The following is a 26,222-nucleotide window of genomic DNA, read 5'->3' on the forward strand; positions in this document are numbered from 1 at the left end:
GCGCTCCCGCAGAGCGATGGACGCCGGCTGCGGGATTATTCGCGAATTTGGAAGGGAAGACGAGGATGAACCTGCTCCCGATACGGCGCCTGCTCCTGCTGATCGCATGCGCTGCGCTCGCTCCGGTCTTCGTGCCGACCCATTCGCAGGCGCAGCCATCACAGGTCAGCGCCCAGAGCACAGCCTCACCGCGCCGGACGCGTCCGCCCGAAACGGAGCAGGAGAAGACCAATGCCTGGACGGTCGGCCTCGCCGCAGGCCTGCTGGAGGGCGCGCCGCTTCGCCTGGGCGCCGAGATGGCTCGCGTCGTCGATGACGGGCCGAATCTGCATGTCCTGCCGATCGTCACGCGCGGTGCCACGGAAAACCTGAACTCGCTGCTGTATCTGCGCGGCATCGATACGGCGATCATCAACTCCGACGCGCTGGAAGAGTACAAGATTCAGGTCCCCCAGATCCGGCGCAAGATCACTTACCTGCTCAATCTGTTTCCGTCGGAGCTGCATGTTTTCGTTCGGCCCGAGATTCAAAGCCTGCAGGATCTCGCGGGGAAGAAAGTCAATTTCAACACCCGTGGAACCGCCGCCGCCTATTCGGGGCCGCTGATCTTCAGTCGCCTCGGCATCAATGCGGAGCAGACCTTCATTCCCCATCAGGTCGCGCTCGAGCAGATGCGCAAGGGCGAGATGGCGGCTGTCGTTTTCATCACATCCAAGCCGGTGGACGCGTTCGTGCGCGGGCGCTTCGAGCCCGGCTTCAAGTTTCTCCCCGTCAAATACGACAGCAAATTCGAGGATTACTACCTGCCGGCGGTGCTCGAAGCGGGCGAATACCCCGGCCTGATCAAGCCTGGAGAACGCGTGCCGACGATTGCGGTGCCGACTGCGCTGGTCGCGTTCAACTGGCCGGCGCAGACCAACCGCCATGATCGCGTGGCCCGCTTCGTCGATATCCTGTTCAGCCGCATCGGGAAGCTGCAGGAGCCGGGTTTCGACGAGAAATGGAAGTCGATCAATCTGGCTGCGACGGTCCCGGGGCTCGACCGCTTCGCGGCGGCTCAGGAATGGCTGGATCGCCAGGGATCTGCACCGCGAGTGTCTCGATGAAAGGGATTGCGCTGGTCGCCGCCTTCGAGATTGCGAGCCGGATCGCCCTGGCGCAGGGAGCGGCCGAGTTGGCGGGCGGTGGTGACTGGATCATCAGCGAAACCACCTCACCAGTGAACTATACGCCGATGGTCACGGCGACGACATCGTCCAGCGTTGGTTCCGGGTCTCCGATGCAGCTTTCCATTTACTGCCGCGGGGGCCGAACGGAGATGGTCGTGACGGGACCAGCCATCTCCGGCAGCGGCGCCGATTACGTTTTGTCCTACGGCCTCAATGACGGTCAGCTCGTGCAGGTTGCGGCGGGGCCGCCATTGTTTGGAACCGGCGCCGCATTCAAGGGCGATGTCGCAAGGCTGCTGCTCTCCCTTCCCGATGAGGGGGGCATGGCCATCCGCCTCTCGACACCTCAAGGGGCCGCCTATGACGGGCGCTTTTCTCTCAAAGGACTGAAGGCGGCCAGGGACAGGGTCGCCACGGCCTGCAAATGGCCGAACGCTATGTCCGGAGCACGTCGCGAATAGTCCTCGAACTCAAAGGCGGATTACAATGACAACCAGGATTCGAGCCATTATCGGAGCTGCTCTTGCGGGCGGACTGGGCCTCCTCGTCGCCGTGTCGCCGTCGGCGGCGCAAGACAAGAAGCCCATGCCGGTTCCGACAGCCAAGCTGCAGGCGGCCGACAAGAAGCCGCATCACCTCATCCTGCAGGTGAATACGAACGAAGCCGGGATGATGAATCTCGCGCTCAACAATGCGACCAATGTCGCGCAATATTACCAGGACCTCGGCGAGAAAGTGGAGATCGAAGTCGTCACCTTCGGGCCTGGCCTCCACATGCTGCGGGATGACACGTCACCGGTGAAGGCACGGATCAAGGCGATTGCGGCGAGCACATCCGCGATCTCCTTCAAAGCCTGCGGAAATACCCAGGCCGGCATGAGCAAGGCCGAGAACAAGGACATTGCCCTCATTCCGGAGGCAGCAGTGGTGAAATCCGGCGTCGTGCGCGTCATGGAGTTGCAGGAGAAAGGCTGGACCTATGTCAGGCCGTGACTGACACGGGTCCGCGACTTTCTGGCGCCAGGCGTGTTTCCCCTGCCGATCGCTTGAAGCCCACAGTCCTTCGGCCGGAGGGGTTTGAAAGGGCGTCGGCAGGTTCAGTGTTTCAGGCAAGACGAGCAGCTACAGCCGAGGAACCGCTTCGAGGAGGCGGCGCGTATAGGCGTGTTTAGGCGCGCTGAACACGTCTTCGGCTGGGCCGGTCTCGACGATGACGCCGTCCTTCATCACCGCGATGCGGTCGCTCATATGGCGGATCACGCCGAGGTCATGCGAAATGAAGAGCATCGCCAGCCCGAGCCGGTGCTGAAGCGAGATCAGCAGGTCGAGCACCTGCGCCTGCGTCGTGACATCGAGCGCGGAAACGGGTTCGTCGCAGATCAGCAGATCGGGCTCGCTGGCCAGCGCCTGCGCGATCGAGACGCGCTGCCGCTGGCCGCCCGACAATGTGGTCGGCCGCCGGCCGAGGATATCCGGCGGCAGATTGACCAGCCGAACCAGCTCCTGCACGCGCTCCGCTCGCTCGGCCTTGCCAAGGCCGGTGTGAAGGCGAAGCGGCTGCTCGATGATCCGCTGGACGGTATAGCGCGGGTCGAAGGAATTCAGCGGGTCCTGGACGATCGTCTGGATGTGCCGGCGCAAAGGGCGACGCAGGCGTTCGGATGGCTGGCTCCAAGGAAGCCCGCGAAAGAGGACTTCACCCTCATCCGGCCTGCGCAACGCGAGCGCGACCTTGCCGATCGTCGTCTTGCCGGAGCCCGATTCCCCCACGATGCCGAGGGTTTCGCCCCGGTAGACTTCAAGCGAGACACCATTCGCGGCATGGGTCACGCCGCGATCCGGGCGTGCGAAGCTGACCGCGATGTCGTGCATGGCGAGGATGGGTTCCAGGCGGTCGGGCTGCGCCTTGACCGGCCGCAGGCCGGGCGCGGACAGCCAGCGGCCTCGCGTCGCCGCGCCCGGCACGGCCGATAACAGGCGTTGCGTGTATTCATGACGCGGGTTCCGGAGAACCTCGCCGGCCGGGCCGGTTTCGACCAGCTCGCCGTTCTGCATCACGGCGATCCTGTCGGCGAGCTGTGCCGCCACCGCCAGATCATGCGTGATGAGCAGGATGCCGTGCCCGGCCTTGGCGAGCCCGCCGAACACCGTCAGAATCTGCTGCTGGACAGTGACATCCAGCGCGGTTGTCGGCTCATCCGCGATGAGCAGGCGCGGGCGGGCGGCCAATGCGGAGGCGATGAGCGCTCGCTGCCGCAGCCCACCGGAGAGCTCGTGCGGATACTGCGCGGCACGCATCGCCGGATCGGGGACGCCGACGCGAGCAAGCAGGGTTTCGACCTCCTTGCCGACCTCGCTTCGCGGGACCAGCGCGTGGGTCAGGATCGGCTCGCCGACCTCTCGCCCGACCGTGCGAAGGGGATCGAGCGAGACGAGCGCATCCTGCAGCACGAAACCGATCTCCCGGCCGCGAATCCCGGACCACTGGCGTTCTGTGAGACCGAGCAACTCGACGGATTCGCCGCCATGGCGCGAGAGGCGCAGCGCTTCGGCGCTCACCTGCGCTCCCGGTCCCGCCAGGCCGACGAGCGCGCGTGCGGTCACCGATTTTCCCGAGCCGGATTCGCCGACGATGGCGAGGATTTCGCCTGAGCCGACGGCAAAGGAGATGCCCCGCACGACCTCCGTCGGTCCGTGCCTGCCGGGGAAGGCTATGCGCAGGCCCTCGACTTCGATGATGGTTGGTCGAGAAGCCGGTGCTGCCGCGGTCAAGTCTTGCCGCCCTGCGAGCTGGACGTTCACGGCACGTCTCCCTGTGACAACAGGAGCTGCAGGCGACGCCCCAGGATCGTGATCGCGATGACCGACGCTGCGACGACGGTTGCCGGGAGGAAGCTGACCCAGGGAGCGATGTCGAGGAAGTTGCGGCCATCGGCCAGAAGCGCCCCCCACTCGGCGGCCGGAGGCACCACGCCGAGGCCGATGAAGCTCAGGGCCGAGGCCGACAGCACGGCGTTGCCGACGCCGATGGTCGCGAGGACGACGAGCGGCCTGACGGCGTTGGGAACGACATGACGGGCGATGATCGCCTGCGTCGGTTCGCCGAGCGCCACGGCATGCTCGATGTAGCCGGATTGCCAGACGCGGAGCACCTGCGAGCGCACCAGCCTCGCATAGCCCGCGATGCTGGAAAGCCCTACGGCGAGCAGGGTGTTCGTGGGGCCTCGGCCGAGCACAGCGATGATCAGCAGGGCGAGCAGGATTTCCGGAAAGGCGAGCAGGATGTCGATCAGCCGCACCAGTAGGCGCTGCAGTCCGGGCGGTGCGAGACCCGCCGCCGTCCCCAGCAGCACGCCCCCCGCGCAGCCGATGAGCGTCGCGCCGATGCCGATGCCCAGGGACTGCGAGGTGCCGTAGACCACGCGAGTGAAGACGTCGCGGCCGAGCTGATCGGTTCCGAACCAGTGCGCGAGGCCGGGTGGCAGCAGGATCGCATCCGTATCGACCGCATCGGGCGCCAGCGACGTGAACCAGTGCGGCGCGCCGGCGGCGGCCAGAAGAAGCAGGACGAAGGCGAGCGGGACGAGCAGCCCCGGCGCGCGCCACGGATTCCCGGCACGCCTGCCGCCGCGGGTGCGGGCGGTGATATCGAGAACCTCGCTCATCGCGTCGCCCTCCGCAGGCGCGGATCGATCAGCAGATAGAGCGCATCGACGAGCAGGTTGATCAGCACCGAGACGAGAGCCGACAGCATCACCAGCCCGAGCAGGAGCGGCATGTCGCGCGTCTTGATCGCCTGCAAGGTGATCTGGCCGATGCCGGACCGTCCGAACACGGTCTCGGTCAGGATCGAGCCGGCCAGAACACCGGCGAAGAGCGTGCCGGTGAGCGTCGAGACCGCGAGCGCGGCATGCCGCAGCGCATGACGCAGGCGCAGCTGCGTTTCGCTGACGCCGCGTGTCCGGACGGTCAAGGCGAAGGGTTGCAGGAGCGCTTCCTCCAGCCCGTCCCGCAAGACCTGGCTCAGCAGCGCCGCGAGGGGCAGGCTGAGCGCGACGGCGGGCAGAACCAGGGCATGGATGCCCTCTCCGCCGATGATCGGGAACCAGCCGAGATAGAAGCTGAAGACCGTCAACAGCAGAAGGCCGACCCAATAGACCGGCGTGCTCAGCACGGCGAGCTCCAGGCCGGCAAGAAGGGTCCGCAGGCCCTTGCGCCGCCCGGCTGTAGCCAGGGCGTTGACGAAGGCGAGGCCGAGAGCCAGCGCCATCGCCGTGCCCGCGAGCTGTACCGTCGGCCCGGCCGCCTCGCTGACGACGTCCACGACGGGCTGCCGGTATTGATAGCTCTGGCCGAAATCGCCGAGCAGCGCATGGCCGATATAGCGCGCATATTGCACCGCCAATGGCTGATCGAGCCCGAATTGTTGGATCAGCGCCTCGCGCTCGGCCGCGTCGACGATGTTCTCGCCTCCGGTGAGAACCGCGACGGGATCGCCGGGAATCGCCTTGACCGCCACGAAGGTGATCGTGGCCGCGCCCCAGAGCACGGCGACGACCACCCCAAGGCGCCTCAGCCCGACGGGCAAGACCTTACGGAGCCAGCCAGGCATCGTAGAAGTTCGGCTTCGCGTTCGTTGCCCAGCTGATGCCTTGCAGCTTCTTCGAGGCGCCGAGCTGATAGGCGGCGACATAGAGCGGCACGGCATAGGCCTGGCCGATGATCTCGGCCTGCGCCTGGCCGTAGAGTCGCCGGCGCTCGTCGCCGGTGGCGCCGATCGCCTTCGTCAGGATGTCGTCGAGGCTCTTCACGCGGGCGTTGTTGGAGCCATTCGGAGGAATATAGGCCGAATGGAAGACGGTCCGCAGGATGTCCGGCTCGGCGCGCACATAGTATAGCGAGGTGAGATCATAGTCGTTCGCCCCCGTGCGGGCCGTGTAGCCGCCGGCATCGACCGGATCGAGCTGCAGGTCGAAGCCCGCCTTCTTCACCGAGAACTGGACGGCCTGGGCCAGCGTCAGGTCCGAGGCGCCCCAAGCGGCCGCGTCGTAGACGAAACGGACGGCGAGCCGTTCTCCGCCCTTCGCGCGAATGCCTTCGGCATCCCTGGCGCTCCAGCCGGCCTCGTCGAGCAGCCTCGCGGCCTTCTGCGGGTCGAAGCCCCAGCCCGATGCGATCTTCGGGTCGTGGTAGAGCGTCGAAGGGCCGAGGATATTGTCGGCCGCCTTCAGGCTGCCGAAGAAGGCGGCCTTGACCGCGGATGGCGCATCGACGGCGCTCTGGAAGGCCTGGCGGACGCGGGCATCGGCGAAAGGCCCCCGGCTCGTGTTGAGGAAAAGCGCGCGGTTCACGCCGGGGTTCTCCCGCGTCACGACCTGAAGGCGATTATCCGCCTGGACCGTTCGGAAATTGGCCGGCGGCACCTCGTCGATCGCTTGTGCCTGCCCGCTGCTGAGAGCGCCGAGGCGAACGGAGGATTCGGGCAGATACCGGAACACGATGGCGTCGAGATGGGCCGGCCCCTGATGCGCCGCATAGCCGGGGCCCCAGTTGTAGTCGCCACGCTTGGTCAGCCGGCTGCCGCTGCCCTTGGTGAAGCTTTCGAGCAGGAACGGGCCTGAGCCGATGACGGTATTGGTCGTGCTCTTGGCATTGCGCAGATAGGTCGGCGACTGGATGCCGAGATAGGGCAGGCTGAGCCCCTGCAAAAGTGGCGCGAAGGACTGCTTGTAGGAAATGACGAGGGTCCCGGAATCTGGGGCCGCGATGCTGTCGACCGGCCCAAGCAGCGATTTCGCGTAGCTCGACGTGGTTTTGGGGTCGAGGATGCGGTCGAAGTTGAACTTCACCGCTTCGGCATCGAGCGGAGTGCCGTCGCTGAAGGTCACGCCGCGTCGCAGATGGAAGGTGTAGACGGTGTTGTCGGCGTTCACCTCCCAGCGTTCCGCCAGCCAGGGCGCGAAGCGATTATCCTCGGCCTGGCCGACAAGGGAGTCGACGAGATTGCGCGTGATGAGCGCCGTGATGGAGTTGCCCGTGATCGAGGGGTCGATGATCGCTGTGTCGCTCGCCAGGCCCACAGTCAGCGTACCACCAGCGACCGGCTTGCCTGCGGGCTGGTTGTCGGCGGCGAATGCCGGGCTGCCCGTCGCAAGCAGGGAAACGGCAACTGCCGCCGCAAGCAGGCGATGTACACGAGCAGGAGCGGCGTTATGAGGGGATGGGCGCCACGCGCGGCGGACAGTGTGGAGTTCGGCCTGATTCATTGAGAAACCTTCAGATGAAAAGCAGCATCGGCGCGGGCCTGCGATGGCCGCGACCTTGAGCCTTTGGCGCGTTGAAAATCGGTGTTTGGTCGAAGCTGTGCCGGTGAGGTCGGCGGTCTACTTCCCGCCACGACGAGGCGTTTCGCCGGTGCGGGTCCAGTGCAGAAAAGCAGACAGGCGCAGCAGAGCGTGGACGATGAAATTGAAGGGCACAATCATGGGCTTTCCTCAAAATAAAAGGAGCCCACGGCTATGCTCGTGGTGCTTTTAGCATTGGTGACGCGGTGCAAGCTGCTCCAACAAATCCCGCGAACGTCATGGTCGGAACCACGGCGATATCAGTAATAATCGTTTGGTGACGGCGCTCCGTCAATCGAATGGCTTTTCAAATACATTCGATCGCAAGCAAAAATCCGCTTCGGCCGGGCTCCGGGACGGAATGTTCGACCCGCGCGGCTTTACCGGGAGCTATTCGGCGCGATGCGCCGCGCCGCTACCGCCCGGCGAAGAAGCGGTTGGCCGGGCGTGGAAGGCCGAGATGGTCGCGGAGCGTGGGACCGGTGTACTCGGTCCGGAACAGCCCCCGCCGCTGCAGTTCCGGAACGACCTTATCGACGAAATCGTCGAGCCCTGCCGGCAGGTAAGGGAACATCACGTTGAAGCCATCGCTGCCGCGTTCCACCAGCCACTCCTCCATGGCATCCGCGATGGTCTTCGGCGTGCCGACGAAGGCGAGCCCGCCATAGCCGCCGAGGCGCTGGGCGAGCTGGCGCACCGTCAGGTTCTCGTCGCGTGCGAGTGCGATGGTGCGCTCGCGGCCGCTCTTGCTCGCATTGGTGTCGGGAATTTCGGGCAGCGGCAGATCGGGATCGAAGCCCGAGGCGTCATGGCCCAGCGCGATCGACAGCGAGGCGATGGCGCTGTCGTAATGGACGAAGGAATCGAGCAGCGCCCGTTTCTCGCGGGCCTCATCGACACTGTCGCCGACAACGACGAGGACGCCCGGAAGGATCTTGAGATGGTCGGGGTTGCGTCCGAACTTCGCCATCCGTCCCTTGACGTCGGCGTAGAAGGCCTGCCCCTCGGCCAGCGTGCGATGTGCCGCGAAGACCGCCTCCGCCGTCTCGGCTGCGAGCTGGCGTCCGGCCTCCGAGGCTCCGGCCTGGACGATGACCGGCCAGCCCTGCACGGGCCTCGCTATGTTGAGCGGGCCGCGCACCGAGAGATGCGGGCCCGTATGGTCGAGCACATGCATCTTGTCGGGGTCGAAATAGAGGCCGCTGTCGCTGTCGCGGATGAAGGCGTCGTCGGCGAAGGAATCCCACAGGCCGGTGACGACGTCGTAGAACTCGCGCGCCCGGTCATAGCGTTCGCCATGCTCCCGATGCTCGGTGAGGCCGAAATTGAGGGCGGCATCGGGATTCGAGGTCGTGACGATGTTCCAGCCGGCGCGCCCGCCACTGATATGGTCGAGCGAGGCGAAACGCCGGGCAACGTGATAGGGCGCGTCGAAGGTGGTCGAGGCGGTGGCGACGAGGCCGATGCGCTCTGTCACGCCGGCGAGCGCCGAAAGCAGCGTGAACGGCTCGAACGAGGTGACCGTATGACTGCGCTTCAGCGCCTCGACCGGCATGTTCAGCACCGCAAGGTGGTCGGCCATGAAGAAGGCGTCGAACTTGCCGGCTTCGAGCTTCCGGGCGAAGCGCTTGAGGTGCCCGAAATTGAAGTTGGCATCCGGAAAGGCGCCGGGATAGCGCCAGGCGCCGGTGTGGATGCTGACCGGGCGCATGAAGGCGCCGAGATGAAGCTGGCGGGGGGACGTCATGGGGAACCCTGCTGGCAAGCCATAGCAAAACGCCCCGCTCAGCTAAGCGTCAGCGGAGCCGCGCGCCATGCTCAGGGGTCAGAAAACGATAATCCGTGCGAACCCCGAGCTGTTCGGAGAAGGACCGTCTCCCGAGGCTGTCTTCAGGAGCAAGCGGTTGCCAGGCGAGTGTTTGGTTGCCGGTTAGGAGTTGCCGGTTCATTCCAAGGAGGGCGTCGGTCGGTATCCTGCATCTTCCTAGCGGGCAGCTTCAATGCAATCGGGATGTGGTGCCCGAGCGACCGACACGGTGCTCCGGCGCGATGCTCCCGCGACGCCAGAGAAGCTGGTCGAGCAAGCGCAGCCCCTCGGCCCAGTTGCCATGGCCGCTGGCGACGTTGATGTGTCCGGCGTTCCCGAGATCGACAAAGGCGGCGTCCCACATGTTCGCGATGATCCGCGCGCGATCGATCGCCATGTAGGGGTCCGTTCGGCTGGCCACGACAATCGCCGGGAACTGAAACGGCACGTCCGGCAGGGGGCCGAACGAGGTGATGCCCTGAACCCTCGAGATTCTCAGTTCGGGATCCGCCGGGGCCACCACCAAAGCACCGCCAATTGGAAGATCGGGATAGCGGGCTGCCAGGTGAGCGATGAGCGTCGAACCAAGGCTATGCCCGACGAGGACGGCGCCGGGGCGCCGCATCACATGCCGATGGATCGCGCTGATCCATGCTTCCAGATCCGGCGCATGCCAGTCCTTCTGTTGAACACGCTCGGCCCGGTCGATTTCGGTTGCCCATCGGCTTTGCCAATGAGCGGGCTCGGAATCGTGGAGGCCTGGAACGATGAGGACTGACATGGGGCTGCTCCCTCGTGCAGCCCTGATGATCTGCCTGTTGGCTTCGTTCGGTCAATGAAACGGATTGGCAAATTTGGACTGATTTAGAGGACGGTCCTCTGCCGGGGCGACGGTTTCAAGAACAGCCGCCTTCGCCGGCAGTGTCTCGCGGACGGAGTCCGGGGCCAAGCGCGCGCTGGCTTTGCATGGAACAATCAGCGGTTCGCCTTCGAAATCTCTCTCGCGCGAATCGGTGCGCCTCAGATACCGGCGCCGTACTGCAAGCTCTCGTCGAGCTTGCCATAGAGGCCTCGCCAATAGAGCAGGGCGCCCTCATCCTGCGCGTGCCGGATCGCCTTGATGCGGCCGATGAGGATGGTGTGCGAATGCCGCTCGATCGCTTCCTCGGTTTCGCAATCGAGCACCGCAAGGGCGCCGTCGAGCGTCGGCGCGCCGGTTGCCAAGCGAGCCCAGTCGCCTTCTTCGAAGCGCGCCTCGCCCTTGAAGCCACCACGCCCGGCGAAACGATCCGCGATGCTCTGGTGCCGGGCCGCGAGCACGTTGATCGCGAAGTGGCCGGCGGCTTCGATCGTCGGCCAGGCTGAGGCGTTGCGGTTGACGCAGACGATGACGGTGGGCGGGTCGGCGGACAGCGCCGTCAGCGAAGTGGCGGTCAAACCTGCACGGCGCCGATCATGGCTCGCGGTGATGACGCTCACGGCGCCCGCGACATTTCTCATCACGGCCTTGAACGCATCGGCGTGAATGTCGCGCGCCGCGATAGGCGAAGCTTGTTGGTTCATCCGTCACCGCATTCTTTGTGCGGCTCCGAATGCCGCAGGAATTTGTTAAGCGGCGAGGGTTCTATTGTCTATATAATTAGTAGATAATTAGATTGCGTAGTCAGCCTGAAGCGGCCTGCTCGTCATCGACCGCTGAACCAGATCGGCGATCGTTGTCGTATCGACGACGCCTGCGATGGCATCGCGGACGTCGCTCATGACCGAGCGAACAGGGCAGGAGTCAATGTCGCCGCAATCTTCACAGGCGCGAAAGGCAGAGCGGCTGGCGCAGGCGATCGGCGCGATCGGCCCCTCCAAGGCGCGGATCACGGCCCCGACCTTGATCGAGCGAGCCGGCTTGGCGAGCGCGTAGCCGCCGCCCGGCCCCTTCTTGCTGCGCAGCATGCCGGCATTGCGCAGATCGAGCAGGATGGCGTCGAGGAACTTCTTAGGGATGTTGTTCTTCAGGGCGACGTCGGCGACCTGCGCGGTTTCGCCGGCTTCCAGCCGGGCGAGATGCACGATCGCCTTGAGACCGTATTTCCCCTTGTTGGTCAGCACCTGATCCACCCATGCGTTGAATGTATACTTTCTCTATCAAGCTTTGGGCTATTAGCAACATCTTCTCCGCAATGGTGGATGCGGGGAATAATGATCTCGGCGGCAGGAGAGAAATGGAACGGGCAGATGGTGCCCGTTCCAAGAGACGGCTTCAGGCGCTGCGAGCGATCGAAGGGGCAGCTGAATTCGATGCCACGGGCGGCAGCTGAAGGTTGGAGCGGAAGTCGCCTCCGACATAGTCGGTGTCGATCAGCGCGCGGCGGCGCAGCTCGGGCAGCAGGCCGTTGAGCAGCAGGTCTTCCTGATCGGGGTTGCCGAGGCCGTGCAGGGTGAGGACATCCAGCACGCCCGCCCGGAAGCGTTCTTCGATCGCATCGGCCAACTGTTCGGGCGTTCCCGCGACGGACCAGTGACCGGTCTCCTGCGCTTCGATGATGAGCTCGCGCAGCGTCAGCCCCTGCTTGGCATAACGGCTGAAGATTTCCACGCGCCCGCGCCGCCGGTTGGTGCTCGTCACCTCCGGCAGGAGGCTGTCGGGCAGGGGTTTGTCCAGCGGCAGCCCGGACAGGTCGACATCGCCTCCGAGCATGTCGGCAAGCTTGAGGCGTCCCAGTTCGTAGTCGATGCGCTCATGCTTTTCCTTCAGGCGCCGGGCGACGTCCGCATCGGATTCCCCGATGACCGAATGGAACGAGTTCATCACGAAGGGCAGGCTGTCGCCGCGTCCGAAGCTTGCAGCCCGGCGGCGCAGCTCGGTCACGAAGGCGATCGCGCCCTCCAGCTTCGGCTGCGAGGTGTAGACGACCTCGGCATAGCGAGCCCCGACATTGATGCCGGCTTCGGATTGGCCGGCCTGAAACTGCACCGGGCGCCCCTGCGGCAGCGGCGGCACGTTCAACGGTCCCTGGACGCTGAAATGCCGGCCCCGGTAGTCGATGCGATGGAATTTCGTCGGGTCGAGCGTGATCGCTCCGGAGGCCTTGCGCGCGAAGGCGTCCCGCTCATTCGCATCATAGAGCGCGTTGACGATCTCGATGAACTCCGCGGCGCGCGCATAGCGATCTTCCGGGCTGAGCAGCGCCTCGCCGAAATTCTCCTCGCCGACCGAGGAGGTCACGGCGTTCCAGGCGGCGCGGCCGCCGCTGGCGTGGTCCAGCGTGCCGATCAGGCGTGCCAGATTGTAAGGGTGGTGAAACGTCGTCGAGACCGTCGCCACGAGGCCGATCCGCGACGTCACCTGGCTGAGCGCGGCGAGCGCAATGATCGGGTCCTGCACTCCGGCGGTTCCGGCGAGGCCGGCGGGGTCGATCTGCAGCAGGTCGGCCGTGAAGAGACCGGTGATCTTCTCGGCCTCCGCCCTGCGAGCGAATTCGACGGCTCGCTTCGCCCCTGCCGCCGGATCGGCATCGTTCGAAGCCGTGATGACATTGGAGGCCCCCATCAGGGTCTTGAGGCGGCGGCGAGGGGCGGACGACATGGGGAACTCCTTCTCTTGGGTCTATCGTTGAGCGGTTGCGTCGAGCTCAGGAGAGAGTGGACACGGCATCGAGCAGGGCGCGCGTGTAGCTGTGGCTCGGCTGCGCGAAGACCGTCTCGACCGCGCCGGCCTCGACGATCCGGCCGTCCTTCATCACCAGGACACGATCCGTCAGATGGTGGATGACGCCGAGATCGTGGGAGATGAAGAGCAGGGCGGTGCCCGATGCCGCCTGCAGCTCGGCCAGCAGATCGAGCACCTGCGCCTGCACGGAGACGTCGAGCGCGCTGACCGGCTCGTCGGCGATCAACAGTTTCGGACGCGGGGCAAAGGCGCGCGCGATCGCGACGCGCTGGCGCTGTCCGCCGGAAAGCTCGCGCGGATAACGGTCGAGGAAGGCGGACCCCAGGCGTACGGCGTCGAGAACCTCGACGACGCGCCGGCGTCGGTCGCGGCCGAAGATGCCGACCGTATCGAGGCTTTCGCCGACGATCTTCTCGACGGTGTAGCGCGGATCGAAGGAACTCAGCGCGTCCTGCGCGATCAGCTGCATGCTGGCGCGCCGCGAACGGCGCTCGGCCTCGCTGCGATGGCTCCAGGGCTGGCCGTCGACGAGAACCGCCCCACTATCGGGCTCGACGAGCCCGAGCACGATCTTCGCCACGGTGGTCTTGCCCGAGCCGGACTCGCCGACGATGCCCAGGGCCTCGCCGGCAGCCAGATCGAAGGAGACGTTGTTGACCGCGAAGGCGCCGCTCGGACCACCATAGCGCTTGACGAGATTGCTGGCCGCGAGCACGCGCTGAGCCGGGTCGATGCGCTTCGGCGGCAGCGGAATGCGTTGGCGCTCTGCTGGCGATTGCGGGGAGGGAGTGCCGGTTTCTGCCGGCGAGGCCGGCGATAATCGAAAGCCTCGGGAACCAGCGGAAGGCACGGCATCGAGCAGCTGCCGCGTATAAGGATGTACCGGCTGGGTGAGAATCTGGTGCGTCGGTCCTTCCTCGACGATGCGGCCCTGCTTCATCACCAGGACGCGGTCGGCGAGGCGCGACACGACGGCGAGGTCGTGGCTGATCAGCAGCAGCGTGTGCCCGGCCTGCTTCCGCTCCGCCAGCAGGTCGAGAATCTGCTTCTGCACGGTCGCGTCCAGCGCCGTGGTGGGCTCGTCGGCGATCAGCAGGGACGGCTGCCGGGCGATGGCCGTGGCGATCAGCGCCCGCTGCCGCAGCCCGCCTGAAAGCTGGTGAGGATATTGCGGCAGGCGCCGCTCAGGATCGGGAATGCCGACCGAGCGCAGCAGGGCACGGCTCTCGTCGCGGATGTCGCGGCGCCTGAACACGCCCGGACTGCCGAAGGCGTCCGCGAGCTGTTGGGAGACCTTGCGCAGCGGGTCAAGCGAGACGAGCGCATCCTGCAGGACGAAGCCGATCGTCTCGCCGCGCAGGCGCCGCCAGTCGCGCTCGCGAAAGCCGACCACGCCGCCGCCGGCAATGTCGAAGCGGCTGGCGCCGATGACGGCGCCGGGGCCGGAGAGCCCGATCAGCGCGCGGGCCGTCACCGACTTGCCCGAACCGGACTCGCCGACCAGAGCGACCGTCTCGCCCGGATGGATCGTCAGGTCGATGCCATGAACGAAGCGATTCTCTTCCCGGCCGTGACGGAAGGCGATGGTGAGGTCTCGGATCTCGACGAGCGGTGTCATCCTGCCCTCCTGCCTTCGAAGGCGGCCTGCCAGCGCCGCCCGAGGACGCTGATCGCGATGACATTCAGAGTGATGGCGAGGCCGGGCCAGACCCCGATCCACCAGGCGACCCGCAGGTAGTTGCGCGCCTCCGCCAGCATCGCCCCCCATTCCGGCGCCGGCGGCTGCGGGCCCATGCCGAGGAAGCTGAGGCCGGCGGCGCCGATGATCGCGGTGCCGAGGCCGATAGTGGCGAGGATCGGCACCTGCGCGACGGCATGCGGCAACACATGGCGCAGCACGAGGACCGTTCTGCTGAGGCCGAAGGTCCTGGCCTGCTCGACATAGCCGCTTCTGGCGATGACGAAGGTCTGCGCGCGGACGACGCGGGCAAAGCGCGGGATGAAGGCGACCCCGAGCGCGAAGATCAGGTTGGTCGTGCCGGGCCCGGTGAAGGAGATCAGCACCAGCGCCAGCAACAGGTCCGGAAAGGCCGAGACCACATCGAGAAAGCGGGTGATGATCTCGTCGACGAGGCCGCGGGACAGGCCGGCGAGGAGGCCGAGGGCAGAGCCGACCGTCGCGGCGAGGGCGACGGCGCTGACGCCGATCAGGATCGAATAGCGCGCGCCGTGGACGACGCGCGAGAAGACATCCCGCCCGAGATGATCGGTGCCGAACCAATGCTCCCATGAAGGAGGAAGCTGCGCTTGCAGCGGATCCGCGGCGATGGGGTCGGCCATGGCCAGAAGCGCCGGCCAGAAGGTCGCGACGGCGACGAAGGTCAGGAAGAGACCAGCCAGGCCGATACCGGGATTTGACGAAAGGAAGCCCAGTAACGAGCGGCGGCGCTCGGCTTCGCCCTCCACAGATGCCGGAAGCGCGCTCATCGGGCGCTCTCCCGGCTCTCGTCACGCAGGCGGGGGTCGAGCAGCAGATAGAGCACGTCCACCAGCGTGCTCAGCGTCACATAGGTGAAGGCGGAGAGGATCGCGACGGCCAGCACCACCGGCATGTCGTGGCCGAGGACGGCCTCGACGGTGATGCGGCCGAGCCCTGGCCGGCCGAACACCGACTCCGTGATGACGGCGCCCGACAAAAGGCTGCCGACCAGCCAGCCCGTCAGCGTCACGGCGGGCAAGGCCGCGTGGCGCAGCCCGTGCCGCAGCCGCAGCACGAGGCCGCTCGTGCCCCAGCTGCGGACGGTCAGCGCGAACGGCTCCTCGAGCGCGCGCTCCAGCCCTTGCCGCAGCACCTGTCCCACCACCGCTCCCAGCGGCAGCCCGAGCGACAGCGCGGGCAGCACCAGCGCCGAGAAGCTTCTGTCGCCCGATACGGGAAAGAGCTTGAGCGTGAAGGAAAAGAGATAGAGCAAGAGGATGCCGAGCCAGAAAGATGGCGTCGAAACAAGCGTCAGCTCCAGTGCGCCGGCGACGCTGCGTGGAATGCGCCGGCCGGCCGTCAGGACCGCGCTCACCACCGCGAACACGATCGCGACGACGAGCGCGGCCGCGGTCAGCTTCAATGTCGGCAGGATCTGCGAAAGCACGAGCTGCGAGACATCGGTCTGGAGGATGTAGGAGCGCCCGAAATCGCCGTGGAGGATACGCGTGAGATAGCTGAGATACTGCGACAGCAACGGCTCATCGAGGCCCCATTCGGCGCGGATCGCCGCTTCCACTTCGGGCGTGCGCAACTGCTCGCCGATCAGCAGGCTGACGATGTCGCCCGGCGCCAGATGCAGGCTGACGAAGCTCAACGTCACGGCGGCCCAGAGCACGAGCAGGCCGGAACCGACCCGGCCCGCGATCTGCGCCGTCAGGCCGTTGCGCCGCAGCCGGAACGGGCGGGATGCGCCAAGGGCGGGCGCGGGGTTGATGGCCGAGGTATTATGGGAATCCATGCTCTTCCGTTCCTGCGATCATCGGCCGGCATGCACCGGCCGAAGAGGAGTCGAGAGATCGGCTATTCGCTGCGCCAGAGGTCGTAGGCGCTCTCGGGCATCTGCTTGAACGGACGGAAACCGATACCCTTGACGTAGCTCGCCGCCGCGACCTGATCCTCCGGCTCGTAGAGCGGCAGGGCATAGGCCTGGTCGAGGATCGCGAAGCGCTGCAGCCTGGCGTAGAGCTCGAAGCGCTTCTTGTGATCGAGCGTCGAGGCGGCTTCCTTCAGCCACTGCGACAGTTCCGGCGCGGCCGCACGGCTGTAATTGATCGAGCCACCCCGATCGACCGGCAGATAGTGATACTCGATGTCGATGGCGTCGGTCGGCGTGTTGGAATTGGCGATCGATCCGAACTGACCGGTCTTGCGCCGCTCCGTGTAGGTGCCGGCGTCGACGAAGACGATGGCGAGATCGATGCCGGCATTCTGCCGTGCCTGCGCCTGCAATGCCTGCAGCAACACGTCGCGCTGGTCGCGCACGGTCGCCTGGGCCTGCACGACTTCGATCGTCAGCCGTTTTCCATCCTTCGTGCGGAAACCCTGCGGGTCGCGGCTGGTCCAGCCGGCCTCGTCGAGCAATTGGTTGGCGCGTTTCGGATCGGCGCCGTAGCTCTTCTCGATGGTCTTGTCGTAGAACTGCGTATCGACGGGCGAGGTGATGCCCCAGGCTCGGGTGCGCTCGCCGCGATAGACCGATTTCAGGACGCCATCGACGTCGATGGCGGCGATCAGGGCCTTGCGGACCCTGACATCCTCGGTCGGTCCCCAGGTGACATTGAGGAACAGCGAATAGGGCGTGCCGGTGTTGAGCGCCGTCTGGTAGCTGAAATCGGCATGGCCCTTGAACAGGCCGGCATCGTTGCCCGAGACGCCCTCGATCACATCAACCTGACCGGAGCTGAGGGCGCCCGTGGGCACCGACGATTCCGGCAGGAAGCGATAGGTGACCTCGTCGAGATAGGCGGGTCCCTGATGGCCTGCATTGGCGGGCGCCCAGTTATAGTCGGGATTCCTGGCGAACCGGATTTCCTGCCCCTTCGCATAGCGCTTCAGGATGAAGGGGCCGGTCCCGGCGATCTCCGGCCCGCCTGATTTGAGCTGACCGGATGCGAAGGCGCCGGGCGAGAGGAGTTCGAGCCCGGCCGCGTAGTCGAGAAAGGGCGCGTAGACCCGGTCGAGCGTGAAGGAGACGGTGCGCTCGTCTGGTGTCTTGATGTCGATGATGCGGGCGACGGGGCCGGCGCTCACGCTCCCGGAATAGGTCGCGTCCTTCAGCCTGGCGAAGTTCGTCGCGACGGCGGCGGCATTGAACGCCTGGCCGTCCGTGAATGTCACGCCGTCGCGCAGCCTGAACGTGTAGGTCCGCCCGTCCTCGGAAATATCGTAGTCGGTCGCGAGCCAGGGCACATAGCCGCCCTCAGCGGTGCGAGCGAGCAGCGATTCATAGGCGTTGCGCAGCAGGAGCTTGGTCTTGTCCTGTCCGTTCAGCTGCGGGTTGAGCGTGGCGGGCTCGGTCTCGACACCCCAGGTCAGCTTGCCGCCGCTGACGGGCTTCCTGTCGCTCGCCAGGGCGGGCGCGCAAAGGGCAGTCGCCGCCAGGAGCACGGCGCCCAGGCTCAGAAAATGCCTGCGTACGAGCATTGCAGTTCTATCTCCGTATCGATCGGCGGCGAGCGCGGGTTTCGGCAATGCGGGCTCAGCCCTGCAGCCAGATGTCGTAGGCGTTCTCTGGAAGGCGCTTGAACGGGCGGAAACCCACGCCCTTGACCCGCGCGGAAGCCGCGATCTGATCGTCGGGCACATAGAGCGGCAGGCCGTAAGCCTGCTCCAGCAGGGCGAAACGCTGGAGGCGAGCGTAGATTTCGAAGCGCTTCTTCGCGTCGAGCGTCGAGGCCGCTTCGTCAAGCCATGCCGATATCTCGGGGGCTTCGGTGCGGCTGTAGTTGATCGAGCCGCCCTTATCGCGGGGCAGGTAGTGGAAATAGATCGTGACGCCGTTTTCCTGCGTCGTGGTCGAGTTCGGGATGATGCCGTACTGGCCGTCGTTCTGCCGGGTCGTGTAGGTGCCGGCGTCGACATAGCGCAGCACCAGGTCGAGCCCGGCATTCTGTCGCGCCTGGGCCTGCACGGCCTGAAGCAGGATGTCGCGCTGGTCGCGCAACGTCGCCTGCGACTGGACGATCTCGATCGTCAGGCGCTTGCCGTTCTTCGTGCGGAAGCCCTCCGCATCGCGGCTGTTCCAGCCGGCCTCGTCGAGCAGCTGGTTCGCGCGCTTCGGGTCGAAGCCATAGCTGCCTTCGATGCTGCGGTCGTAGAAATCGGTGTCGGCCGGGGTGAGGATGCCCCAGGCGCGCTGGCGTTCGCCGCGATAGACGGAGCGGATGACCCGCTCGACATCGACGGCGGCGAGGACGGCCTGCCGGACCCGGACATCCTCGCTCGGTCCCTGGGCCACGTTCAGGTAGAGCGTGTAGGGCGTGCCGGTATTGAGCGCGCTTTGATACGTGAATTCGGGATTGTCCTTGAACAGCCCGGCGTCGTTGCCGGATATGCCCTCGATCACGTCGACCTGGCCCGAGGTCAGCGCGCCGGTCCGCACTGCGGCTTCGGGCAGGAACCGGTAGGTGACGCTGTCGAGATAGGCGGGCCCCTGATGCCCGGCATTGGCCGGCGCCCAGTTATAGGCGGGGTTCCTGACGAAACGGATCTCCTGGCCCTTCACATAGCGCTCGATCCTGAAGGGGCCTGTTCCGGCGATCTCCGACCCGCCGGCCTTGAGCTGCGCCGAAGCAAATGATTTCGGCGACAGGATCTCGATCCCCGCCGCGCCGTCGAGGAAGGGGGCGTAGACCCGGCTGAGCTTCAGGACGAGCGTGCGGGCGTCGACGGCGATGGCCTCGGAGACATGCGAGACATGGCCGGCGCTGATGCTGCCCGAATAGGTCGGTTCCTTCAGCTTGGCGAAGTTCAGGGCGACGGCGGCGGCATCCAGCTTCTCGCCATCGTGGAACGTCACGTCGTCCCTGAGCGTGAAGGTGTAGGTCCTGCCGTCTTCCGAGATGGCGTAGTCCTTCGCCAGCCAGGGCACGTAGCCGCCATCCGGCGTGCGGGCGAGCAGCGTCTCATAGGCGTTGCGCAGGACGAGCTTGGCCTTCGCCTGGCCGTTGAGATGGGGGTTGAGGGTGCTGGGCTCGGTCTCCACCCCCCAGGTCAGGGAGCCGCCCCTGACCGGCGCTCCCTTTGTCTGCGCGCTGGCCTGACGCAGGCCGGTGGCCGCCGACAGGGCTGCCGCTCCCGCCCCGCCCAGAAGCGTTCTTCTCGTGACCATGGCGTCGTTCCTTTTTTGCAGCGTCAGGCGGCGAGGGAGGCTTGGGCCGCGGCCGCCAGCAGTTCGATCGTCTTCAGGCGCCAGGCGCCTTCGGTGACGGGGCAATCGACGATGAACTCGTCGATGCCGAAAGCCCGGTGCAAACGCTGCAACCCGGCATGGACCTGCGCCGGCGCGCCGCGCAGGAGGAGCGAGCTGCGCTCCTCGATGCGGTATTGCCGAGAGCCCGTTTGCCGGACGTATTCGAGGGCCTGCTCCCGGCTGGTGACGTTGACGCCCTGGCCGTTCTCTATGTCGACGCGGAAGCGGCGCGTGTCGGGCGCCAGACTCTGGGCCAGATCATCCGTTTCGGCCGTGACGACACCTACGGCCAGCAACACCGAGGTGCCGCCGGCATCGCGATAGGCCGCAACGGCTTCGCCGATGGCGGCTTCGTCGCCGTGGATATGGCCGGGATAGACGAAGCTCCAGCCGAGACGGGCCGCGAGCCTCGCGCTTTCGCTGCTCGCACCGAGCAGAAAGCGTTCCGCAGGCTGCGCCGGCGCCGGAAAGGCGGCGAGCTGGTTGCCGGCATCGCTGCCGTCATGATGTTCGCGAAGGAAGCGGTCGAGCTCGGTGAGCTGCGCTTCGAAACCGGGCTTGCGGGCGGGGTCGTAGGCGCCCTGCAAGGCGTGGGTCGAGAGCGGCATGCCGCCGGGCGCCTTGCCGATGCCGATGTCGACGCGGCCGGGCGCCAGCGCGGCCAGGAGGTTGAAGTTCTCGGCCACCTTGTAGGCGCTGTAGTGCTGGAGCATCACGCCGCCGGAGCCGATCCTGATGCGGTTGGTATGCGCCAGCAGAAAGCTGATCAGCACCTCCGGAGACGAGCTCGCCAGCTTCGCAGAGTTGTGATGCTCGGCCACCCAGAAGCGGGCGAAACCCAGCTCCTCCGCCGTTTTTGCCAGCAGAAGCGTCCGCGAAAGCGCTTCGCCGGCGGCCTCCTTCGCCTGCAGGGGACTCTTGTCGAGGAAGCTCAGTTTGTAGGGCATCCGTGCTCGCCGGCGGCATTGACAGTCGGTAATGTTCGAATAGTCTATAGAATTAATAGATTGATTGATCAAGCGGCGTCGGACCTGGGCTCGCTGCGGTGACTTCGGAGAATGCTATGGCTGACCTGTTCGTGCGGTCGTCACCCCTGGACCCCGCCGCGGAGGCGCTTCTGGAGGGGCTCGTTGCGGAGTATGACGGGCGATATGGCCCGGCGAGCCGACCCGGTGGCGCCCGCTCCGAGATATTGCGCTACCCGCCAGAAGCTTTCGCGCCCCCGTTCGGCAACTTTCTGCTTTTGCAGCGCGATGGCGAAACGATCGCGGGCGGGGCGTTCATGAGCCATGACGACGAGACGGCGGAGTTCAAGCGCATATGGACGCGCCCGGACCTTCGGCGCCAAGGGCTCGCTCGGCAGATTGTGCTGGCGCTCGAGGAGAGTGCCGGGGAGCTCGGCTATACCCGGGCCTACCTGACCACCGGCTTCCGGCAGCCCGAAGCGTCAGCGTTGTACATCGCCCTCGGCTATCGGCCGCTCTTCGACACGGCCGTGGATCCGACGCTCTACCGCTCCTTGCCCTTCGAGAAGCATATCGGCGCAAAGGCGGGACAGGTCGGCACCTATCCGATCTATGCGCCCGCTGCATCCCTGGAAGAAGCGACGAAGCGGGTCGCAGCGATCAAGGCCGAGCAAGAGGCGAAGGTGTCCTACCGGCTCGCGACCTATCGGGCTTCGGCGGCTTAAGCAGATCGGAATGTGACGATGACGCAGAAACCTCCCTTGTTGCTCGGTCTCGGATTGGATGCCGGCGCCCATCGCGAAGCAGACCGGCCCGACTGGCGCGAGTTCTGGAACGACCTCATCGCGCGGCTCGATGGGGTCGCGGAATTCCTGACTTTGGAAGATGGCTTTGCCCGTCCCGGCGACGACGGTCTCGACGCGCTCCTTCTGGCCAATTGGCTTGCGCCCCGAAGCCGCGAGATCGGCATCATTGCGGGAGCGCCGATAAACTTCGTCGAGCCTTTCCACGTCTCGACGGCGATCGCCACGCTGGACTATGTGAGCGACGGCAGGGCCGGGCTTCTGGCCCAGCGCTTCGACGAGAAGCGCAGCCTCGAGGCCAGCAGCGCGATCGGCACGCTGAAGGGCTTTCCAACTGTCGACCAGTCGTCGCTGGACCGCGACGCGCTGGACGCCGTGGATGTCGTCAGGCGGCTCTGGGACAGCTGGGAGGTCGACGCGGTCATTCGCGACACGGAAAGCCAGCGCTTCGTCGATGGCGCGAAGCTCCACTACATCGACTTCCAAAGCGCCGAGTTCCGCGTGCTCGGCCCGTCGATCACGCCGAGGCCGCCCCAGGGCCAGCCTGTCGTCGCGGTAAGCTGGACGGCGGAAACGGATCCGGCCTTCGCGCGCGCCGCCGACGTGGTCTTCGTGTCGGCCAAGGGCGATTTTGCCGAAACGGTCGCGAAGCTTCGCAACAGCGATGCGGTGAAGGGACCTGTCGTCATCGCCGATATAGGGATCGGTCCAGATCGGAGCGCCGCCGAGGATCTGGTCGCCGCCGCCGCGATCGCAAGCTCGAGCGGAGCCCAAGGTGTCCGCCTCGTTCTGTCCCATCCCCACTCGCAGATTGAGCGTGTCATCGGCACGCTGGTGCCAGCTCTTCGCGCGGCAAAACTCGTCGCGCCACCCGTGGGCGGACATCTGCGCAGCCGCTTCGGCCTGCCGGCTGCTCGCAATCGCTACGCCGCGGCGGCTTGAGCTCGGAGGAATGCCATGACCAAGAAACAGATCATCCTTGGAGCGCAGTTCCCAGGGGTCAACAACTTCACGGTGTGGAGCGATCCGGCTGCCGGCAGCCAGATCGAATTCTCGTCCTTCCGGCACTTCGCCGAGACGGTCGAGCGCGGCAAGTTCGACTTCATTTTCCTGGCTGAAGGGCTGCGGGTCCGGGAGCAGAAGGGGCGCTTCCATGAGCTGGATGTCGTAGGCCGCCCAAATACGCTGGCTATCCTCACGGCGTTGGCCTCGATCACCGATCATGTCGGGTTGATCGGGACGCTGACGACGACATTCAACGAGCCTTATCCGCTCGCACGCCAGCTCGCGACGCTCGATATCCTGTCGGGGGGACGCGCCGGCTGGAATGTCGTGACTTCGCCCGGCGCCTTCACAGGGGCGAACTTCCGTCGCGGCGATCATCTGCCGTTTCGCGAGCGCTACGAGCGTGCGCGGGACTTCCTCGAAACCGCGCGATCGATCTGGCGAGGCGGCGACTTCTATGCCCGCTCGCCTTACTTCGATATCGCGGGGCGCACCGGCCCAGCTCCGTTGCCGCAAGGCGCTCCGGTCATCGCTCAGGCCGGCGACTCCGATGAGGGCAGGGAGCTCGCTGCGGGGCATGCCGACCTCATCTATTCGCGCCACGGCACGCTTGAGGAGGGCAAGGCCTTCTATGCGGATGTGAAGCAAAGGCTCGCCAAACATGGCCGCAGCCGCGAGGCACTGAAGATATTGCCGGGCGCCAACTTCGTTCTGGGCGACACGCTGGAAGACGCTCTGGAAAAGCAGAAAGCCATACGGCTGCAGCAGGTGAGCCCGAAGAACGCAATCGTCTTCCTCGAGCAGGTCTGGAATCGCGATCTCTCGACCTATGATCCGGATGGCCCACCCGAGGTGGACCCCGACGTGGCGATCGAGCAGCTCTCGCAGGGGCGCGCGGCGCGCTACGACAATCGACTTGAGACCGCGCGCGCCTGGCGCGAGCTGGCCGAGCGGGACAAGCTCAGCATACGCGAACTCATCATCAAGGTGACCGCACGCAAGCAATTCGTCGGGACGCCTGCGCAGGTTGCCGAGGAAATCGATCGCTATGTCCAGGAAGATGCCGCGGACGGCTTCGTGTTCGCGCCCCATCTCACGCCCGGCGGCTTCGACGAATTCGTCGAGACGGTCATTCCGATCCTGCAGGAGCGCAAGGTCTTTCGACGGGACTACGCCACGTCCACACTCCGCGGAAACCTCGCTCTTCCCGAGGCATGGCAGCCGGTCGCCAAGGCGGTGTAGCCGGCGCCCCGTTGCTCCCGGCGCCGCTCAGTGCGGCGCCGGAAGTGCCTGCGATCGCGGTTGCTCATCGCGAAGAAGCGGCAATAGCTGCAAGCCCTGGCGTTCGATCTCGGCGAGATACGGCGTGTCGGACAGAATGAACTTGGTGATCCCGAGATCGCGATACTTCTTCAATGATCCGGCAACGTCCGCGGCCGAGCCGACGAGCCAAGTCGTCCCCGCGCCGCCGCCGCCGAATTTGCCGGGAGCGGTATAGAGGTTGTCGTCCAGCACCTCGCCCCGTTCGGCAAGTTCGAGCAGCCGTCGCTGGCCGACGGCGACGAAGTTCTGGTGGTCGTGCCAGCCTGCGCCATTCTTCTTTGCCATAGCCGCGACCTTGGCCTCCGCATCGGCCCAGGCCTGCTCCGTCGTGTCGCGGACCAGCGTCGTGATGCGCAATCCGAACTCCAGCGGGGCAAGCTCTCGGCCGAGCTGGTCGCCCAGCGAGTTGAGGCGCTCGATCCGCTGGGCGATCTCGGCGAGCGGCTCGCCCCAGAACAGCTGGACATCGGCCTCGGTCGCCGCGACGTGCTCGGCCGCTTCCGACGCGCCGCCGAAATAGAGCTGGGGGTGCGCCCTGCCTTTGCTAGGCTGGAATCGGGGTTCGACGGTTGAGTTCGAGACCGAAAAATACTGTCCGCGAAAACTGACGCCTTCCTCGGTCCAGAGCTTGCGCACCAGCTGCATGAACTCCTTGGTCCGGGCGTAGCGCTGTGTCTGGTCGCCTTCCTCGTCTCCATATGCGGCGAGGTCGTCCTGACCCGAGACGATATTGATCCGCACGCGACCACCACTCAGATGGTCCAGCGTCGCGGCGGCCGAGGCCAGATTGGCAGGTCGCCAATAGCCCGGGCGGATCGCGATCAGCGGTTCGAATGTTTTCGTTCGCGCAGCCAGGGCGGTCGCCACAGAAAAGGTATCGGGCCGTCCCCAGCCGGTGCCGATCAGGGCCCCTTTCCATCCGAACCGCTCCAGCGCCAAGGCATGGCTGGTGAGGGCTTCGAGGCTGTTATGGTCAAGGGTGGTGGTGTCGCCTCGGTGACCGGACTTAACATCGTTTGGAATGTACCAAAGAAATTCTTGGGCTTTTGTCATCGGTTCGGACTGTCAATTCAACCGCGCGCGAATATGGACGTGCGAGACGCATTATATTCAGCAAGCAATGGAATTTGGGGCCGAAAGAACACGGAATTCGTAGATCTATTGCTATTGTGGGCCGGTCAGGGAGATGGTTCTTCTCAGCGTCGATTCAGCAGGCGGCCGTGGAAGAACTGGCTATCCGCAGCAATCATCGCCGGTCCGGCACTCTGCAACTGCTACACTCGGCTTCCGGGGGAGGGGCCCGATCTTCGCTCCCGCATCGACCGGCTCGGTGTCGGCTGGCATTGGCCCGCGCCGTGAAACTGGGATGATCTCGGAAGAGGCGCAGTGGAGCGTTGATCGAGCCTGAATCGGGGGGCGTCACCCCTTTCCGCATCGAGCGGTGCTCAAGCTCCCGCCGGCACCTTATTCGCCCTGGCGCGTCTCGATTTCCGCCAGATAGTTCCGCACAGCCCGCTCTGGCGCATGCCAGAGGGCGCTGCCCTTGCCCTGCAACTCCGGGGCGTCCTTCCATCCCGGCTCGATGCCGGTCATGTCTGGCAGGAGATGGGCGATGCCCTTGTGGCAATCGATGCAGGTTTTCTCTTTCGGTATCAGGTAGCGGCTATGGATTTCGGCCGCGCGGCGGGTTTGCTTTGTGAAGTCCATCGCCACGGAAGAATGGCAGTTGCGGCATTCCAGGGAGTCGTTTGCTTTCAGCCTCGCCCATTCATGCTTGGCGAGCTCGAGCCGGTGGTCGAGGAATTTCTGCCGCGTCGAGATCGTCCCGAAGATCTTGCCCCAGACTTCTTTGGAGGCCTGCATCTTGCGGGCGATCTTGGCGGTCCATTCGTGCGGGACATGGCAGTCGGGACACGTCGCGCGCACGCCCGAGCGGTTGGAAAAATGCACCGTCGACTGCAGCTCCTGGTAAACGTTGTCATGCATCTCGTGACATGACGTGCAGAATTTCTCGGTGTTGGTGATTTCCAGCGCGGTGTTGAAGCCGCCCCAGAAGATCACGCCGCAGATGAAGCCTCCGAGTGTGAGAAACCCAAGGCTGAGATAGGCGCTCGGCCGGCTGACGATGTGCCAAAAGCGCAGGACGAAGCCCCACAGCCGCAGGATGAAGGATTTGATCCTGGCCATCG

The 26,222-nt window shown here is 65.6% G+C and carries 23 protein-coding genes; 6 read left to right on the forward strand and 17 right to left on the reverse strand.

Going from position 1 to position 26,222, the window contains the following annotated elements; all coding sequences use genetic code 11:
- The first annotated feature begins 65 nt into the window (after positions 1 to 65).
- From NWE53_RS23575 to NWE53_RS23585, 3 genes are read left to right on the forward strand one after another with little or no spacing between them, the layout of a single operon-like run.
- On the forward strand, positions 66 to 1,106 hold the full coding sequence (locus NWE53_RS23575; protein ID WP_265051756.1) for a TAXI family TRAP transporter solute-binding subunit: 1,041 nt from the start codon (positions 66 to 68) through the stop codon (positions 1,104 to 1,106).
- Complete coding sequence (locus tag NWE53_RS23580; RefSeq protein ID WP_265051757.1) at positions 1,103 to 1,630, forward strand: hypothetical protein; 528 nt, start codon at positions 1,103 to 1,105, stop codon at positions 1,628 to 1,630. The genes NWE53_RS23575 and NWE53_RS23580 overlap by 4 nt, the downstream gene beginning before the upstream one ends.
- A 25-nt stretch (positions 1,631 to 1,655) precedes the next feature.
- Positions 1,656 to 2,162: a DsrE family protein gene (locus NWE53_RS23585; protein ID WP_320109529.1), complete on the forward strand. Its 507-nt coding sequence runs from the start codon at positions 1,656 to 1,658 to the stop codon at positions 2,160 to 2,162.
- A 129-nt stretch (positions 2,163 to 2,291) separates the two neighbouring features.
- On the opposite strand, the gene NWE53_RS23590 is transcribed toward NWE53_RS23585, so the two are convergent.
- From NWE53_RS23590 to NWE53_RS23660, 15 genes are all read right to left on the reverse strand, one after another.
- Complete coding sequence (locus NWE53_RS23590; RefSeq protein ID WP_265051759.1) at positions 2,292 to 3,941, reverse strand: dipeptide ABC transporter ATP-binding protein; 1,650 nt, start codon at positions 3,939 to 3,941, stop codon at positions 2,292 to 2,294.
- 26 nt (positions 3,942 to 3,967) lie between these two features.
- The gene (locus NWE53_RS23595) at positions 3,968 to 4,834 is read right to left on the reverse strand and encodes an ABC transporter permease (protein ID WP_265051760.1); all 867 of its coding nucleotides are present in this window, start codon (positions 4,832 to 4,834) and stop codon (positions 3,968 to 3,970) included.
- Positions 4,831 to 5,781, reverse strand: a complete 951-nt coding sequence (locus NWE53_RS23600) for an ABC transporter permease (protein WP_265051761.1) — start codon at positions 5,779 to 5,781, stop codon at positions 4,831 to 4,833. The genes NWE53_RS23595 and NWE53_RS23600 overlap by 4 nt, the downstream gene beginning before the upstream one ends.
- The gene (locus tag NWE53_RS23605; protein ID WP_265051762.1) at positions 5,762 to 7,435 is read right to left on the reverse strand and encodes an ABC transporter substrate-binding protein; all 1,674 of its coding nucleotides are present in this window, start codon (positions 7,433 to 7,435) and stop codon (positions 5,762 to 5,764) included. Before NWE53_RS23605 ends, NWE53_RS23600 begins: the two co-directional genes overlap by 20 nt.
- A gap of 493 nt (positions 7,436 to 7,928) precedes the next feature.
- Positions 7,929 to 9,260, reverse strand: coding sequence for an LLM class flavin-dependent oxidoreductase (locus NWE53_RS23610; RefSeq protein ID WP_265051763.1), 1,332 nt, complete (start codon positions 9,258 to 9,260; stop codon positions 7,929 to 7,931).
- A 250-nt stretch (positions 9,261 to 9,510) separates the two neighbouring features.
- Positions 9,511 to 10,101, reverse strand: a complete 591-nt coding sequence (locus NWE53_RS23615) for an RBBP9/YdeN family alpha/beta hydrolase (protein WP_265051764.1) — start codon at positions 10,099 to 10,101, stop codon at positions 9,511 to 9,513.
- 239 nt (positions 10,102 to 10,340) lie between these two features.
- Complete coding sequence (locus tag NWE53_RS23620; protein ID WP_265051765.1) at positions 10,341 to 10,883, reverse strand: flavin reductase family protein; 543 nt, start codon at positions 10,881 to 10,883, stop codon at positions 10,341 to 10,343.
- Between the two features lie 87 nt (positions 10,884 to 10,970).
- The gene (locus tag NWE53_RS23625) at positions 10,971 to 11,423 is read right to left on the reverse strand and encodes an RrF2 family transcriptional regulator (RefSeq protein ID WP_265051766.1); all 453 of its coding nucleotides are present in this window, start codon (positions 11,421 to 11,423) and stop codon (positions 10,971 to 10,973) included.
- A 151-nt stretch (positions 11,424 to 11,574) separates the two neighbouring features.
- A complete protein-coding gene (locus NWE53_RS23630) occupies positions 11,575 to 12,900 on the reverse strand; it encodes an NtaA/DmoA family FMN-dependent monooxygenase (RefSeq protein WP_265051767.1) in 1,326 nt (441 codons plus the stop codon).
- Between the two features lie 46 nt (positions 12,901 to 12,946).
- Complete coding sequence (locus NWE53_RS23635; RefSeq protein WP_265051768.1) at positions 12,947 to 14,602, reverse strand: dipeptide ABC transporter ATP-binding protein; 1,656 nt, start codon at positions 14,600 to 14,602, stop codon at positions 12,947 to 12,949.
- Complete coding sequence (locus NWE53_RS23640; RefSeq protein ID WP_265051769.1) at positions 14,599 to 15,471, reverse strand: ABC transporter permease; 873 nt, start codon at positions 15,469 to 15,471, stop codon at positions 14,599 to 14,601. Before NWE53_RS23640 ends, NWE53_RS23635 begins: the two co-directional genes overlap by 4 nt.
- Positions 15,468 to 16,484 (reverse strand): ABC transporter permease, encoded by a 1,017-nt coding sequence (locus NWE53_RS23645; protein WP_265051770.1) that lies wholly within the window; start codon positions 16,482 to 16,484, stop codon positions 15,468 to 15,470. The genes NWE53_RS23640 and NWE53_RS23645 overlap by 4 nt, the downstream gene beginning before the upstream one ends.
- Positions 16,485 to 16,546: 62 nt before the next feature.
- Entirely contained in the window at positions 16,547 to 18,169 is a 1,623-nt protein-coding gene (locus NWE53_RS23650) for an ABC transporter substrate-binding protein (RefSeq protein ID WP_265051771.1), read from the reverse strand.
- Between the two features lie 55 nt (positions 18,170 to 18,224).
- Positions 18,225 to 19,856: an ABC transporter substrate-binding protein gene (locus NWE53_RS23655; RefSeq protein ID WP_265051772.1), complete on the reverse strand. Its 1,632-nt coding sequence runs from the start codon at positions 19,854 to 19,856 to the stop codon at positions 18,225 to 18,227.
- Positions 19,857 to 19,879: 23 nt separating this feature from the next.
- Positions 19,880 to 20,884 (reverse strand): MsnO8 family LLM class oxidoreductase, encoded by a 1,005-nt coding sequence (locus NWE53_RS23660; protein WP_265051773.1) that lies wholly within the window; start codon positions 20,882 to 20,884, stop codon positions 19,880 to 19,882.
- Between the two features lie 116 nt (positions 20,885 to 21,000).
- Between NWE53_RS23660 and NWE53_RS23665 the strand changes: the two genes are divergently transcribed.
- Genes NWE53_RS23665 through NWE53_RS23675 form a run of 3 tightly spaced genes read left to right on the forward strand, consistent with a single transcriptional unit; the run spans position 21,001 to position 23,952 of the window.
- Positions 21,001 to 21,627: a GNAT family N-acetyltransferase gene (locus NWE53_RS23665; RefSeq protein ID WP_265051774.1), complete on the forward strand. Its 627-nt coding sequence runs from the start codon at positions 21,001 to 21,003 to the stop codon at positions 21,625 to 21,627.
- Positions 21,628 to 21,645: 18 nt separating this feature from the next.
- Positions 21,646 to 22,647: an LLM class flavin-dependent oxidoreductase gene (locus tag NWE53_RS23670; RefSeq protein ID WP_265051775.1), complete on the forward strand. Its 1,002-nt coding sequence runs from the start codon at positions 21,646 to 21,648 to the stop codon at positions 22,645 to 22,647.
- A 15-nt stretch (positions 22,648 to 22,662) separates the two neighbouring features.
- Positions 22,663 to 23,952: an LLM class flavin-dependent oxidoreductase gene (locus NWE53_RS23675; protein WP_265051776.1), complete on the forward strand. Its 1,290-nt coding sequence runs from the start codon at positions 22,663 to 22,665 to the stop codon at positions 23,950 to 23,952.
- Between the two features lie 27 nt (positions 23,953 to 23,979).
- On the opposite strand, the gene NWE53_RS23680 is transcribed toward NWE53_RS23675, so the two are convergent.
- Entirely contained in the window at positions 23,980 to 25,086 is a 1,107-nt protein-coding gene (locus tag NWE53_RS23680) for an LLM class flavin-dependent oxidoreductase (RefSeq protein ID WP_265051777.1), read from the reverse strand.
- A 411-nt stretch (positions 25,087 to 25,497) separates the two neighbouring features.
- Entirely contained in the window at positions 25,498 to 26,220 is a 723-nt protein-coding gene (locus NWE53_RS23685) for a cytochrome c3 family protein (protein ID WP_320109530.1), read from the reverse strand.
- Between the last annotated feature and the right edge of the window lie 2 nt (positions 26,221 to 26,222).

Source organism: Bosea sp. NBC_00550, assembly GCF_026020075.1.
Lineage (GTDB): Bacteria > Pseudomonadota > Alphaproteobacteria > Rhizobiales > Beijerinckiaceae > Allobosea.

Coding starts and splice junctions, on each gene's coding strand:
- NWE53_RS23575 (WP_265051756.1), top strand. CDS start 66: ATGAACCTGCTCCCGATACGGCGCCTGCTCCTGCTGATCGCATGCGCT.
- NWE53_RS23585 (WP_320109529.1), top strand. CDS start 1,656: ATGACAACCAGGATTCGAGCCATTATCGGAGCTGCTCTTGCGGGCGGA.
- NWE53_RS23685 (WP_320109530.1), bottom strand. CDS start 26,220: ATGGCCAGGATCAAATCCTTCATCCTGCGGCTGTGGGGCTTCGTCCTG.
- NWE53_RS23680 (WP_265051777.1), bottom strand. CDS start 25,086: ATGACAAAAGCCCAAGAATTTCTTTGGTACATTCCAAACGATGTTAAG.
- NWE53_RS23665 (WP_265051774.1), top strand. CDS start 21,001: ATGGCTGACCTGTTCGTGCGGTCGTCACCCCTGGACCCCGCCGCGGAG.
- NWE53_RS23675 (WP_265051776.1), top strand. CDS start 22,663: ATGACCAAGAAACAGATCATCCTTGGAGCGCAGTTCCCAGGGGTCAAC.
- NWE53_RS23660 (WP_265051773.1), bottom strand. CDS start 20,884: ATGCCCTACAAACTGAGCTTCCTCGACAAGAGTCCCCTGCAGGCGAAG.
- NWE53_RS23615 (WP_265051764.1), bottom strand. CDS start 10,101: ATGTCAGTCCTCATCGTTCCAGGCCTCCACGATTCCGAGCCCGCTCAT.
- NWE53_RS23630 (WP_265051767.1), bottom strand. CDS start 12,900: ATGTCGTCCGCCCCTCGCCGCCGCCTCAAGACCCTGATGGGGGCCTCC.
- NWE53_RS23605 (WP_265051762.1), bottom strand. CDS start 7,435: ATGAATCAGGCCGAACTCCACACTGTCCGCCGCGCGTGGCGCCCATCC.
- NWE53_RS23580 (WP_265051757.1), top strand. CDS start 1,103: ATGAAAGGGATTGCGCTGGTCGCCGCCTTCGAGATTGCGAGCCGGATC.
- NWE53_RS23635 (WP_265051768.1), bottom strand. CDS start 14,602: ATGACACCGCTCGTCGAGATCCGAGACCTCACCATCGCCTTCCGTCAC.
- NWE53_RS23595 (WP_265051760.1), bottom strand. CDS start 4,834: ATGAGCGAGGTTCTCGATATCACCGCCCGCACCCGCGGCGGCAGGCGT.
- NWE53_RS23610 (WP_265051763.1), bottom strand. CDS start 9,260: ATGACGTCCCCCCGCCAGCTTCATCTCGGCGCCTTCATGCGCCCGGTC.
- NWE53_RS23620 (WP_265051765.1), bottom strand. CDS start 10,883: ATGAACCAACAAGCTTCGCCTATCGCGGCGCGCGACATTCACGCCGAT.
- NWE53_RS23650 (WP_265051771.1), bottom strand. CDS start 18,169: ATGCTCGTACGCAGGCATTTTCTGAGCCTGGGCGCCGTGCTCCTGGCG.
- NWE53_RS23640 (WP_265051769.1), bottom strand. CDS start 15,471: ATGAGCGCGCTTCCGGCATCTGTGGAGGGCGAAGCCGAGCGCCGCCGC.
- NWE53_RS23655 (WP_265051772.1), bottom strand. CDS start 19,856: ATGGTCACGAGAAGAACGCTTCTGGGCGGGGCGGGAGCGGCAGCCCTG.
- NWE53_RS23670 (WP_265051775.1), top strand. CDS start 21,646: ATGACGCAGAAACCTCCCTTGTTGCTCGGTCTCGGATTGGATGCCGGC.
- NWE53_RS23600 (WP_265051761.1), bottom strand. CDS start 5,781: ATGCCTGGCTGGCTCCGTAAGGTCTTGCCCGTCGGGCTGAGGCGCCTT.
- NWE53_RS23645 (WP_265051770.1), bottom strand. CDS start 16,484: ATGGATTCCCATAATACCTCGGCCATCAACCCCGCGCCCGCCCTTGGC.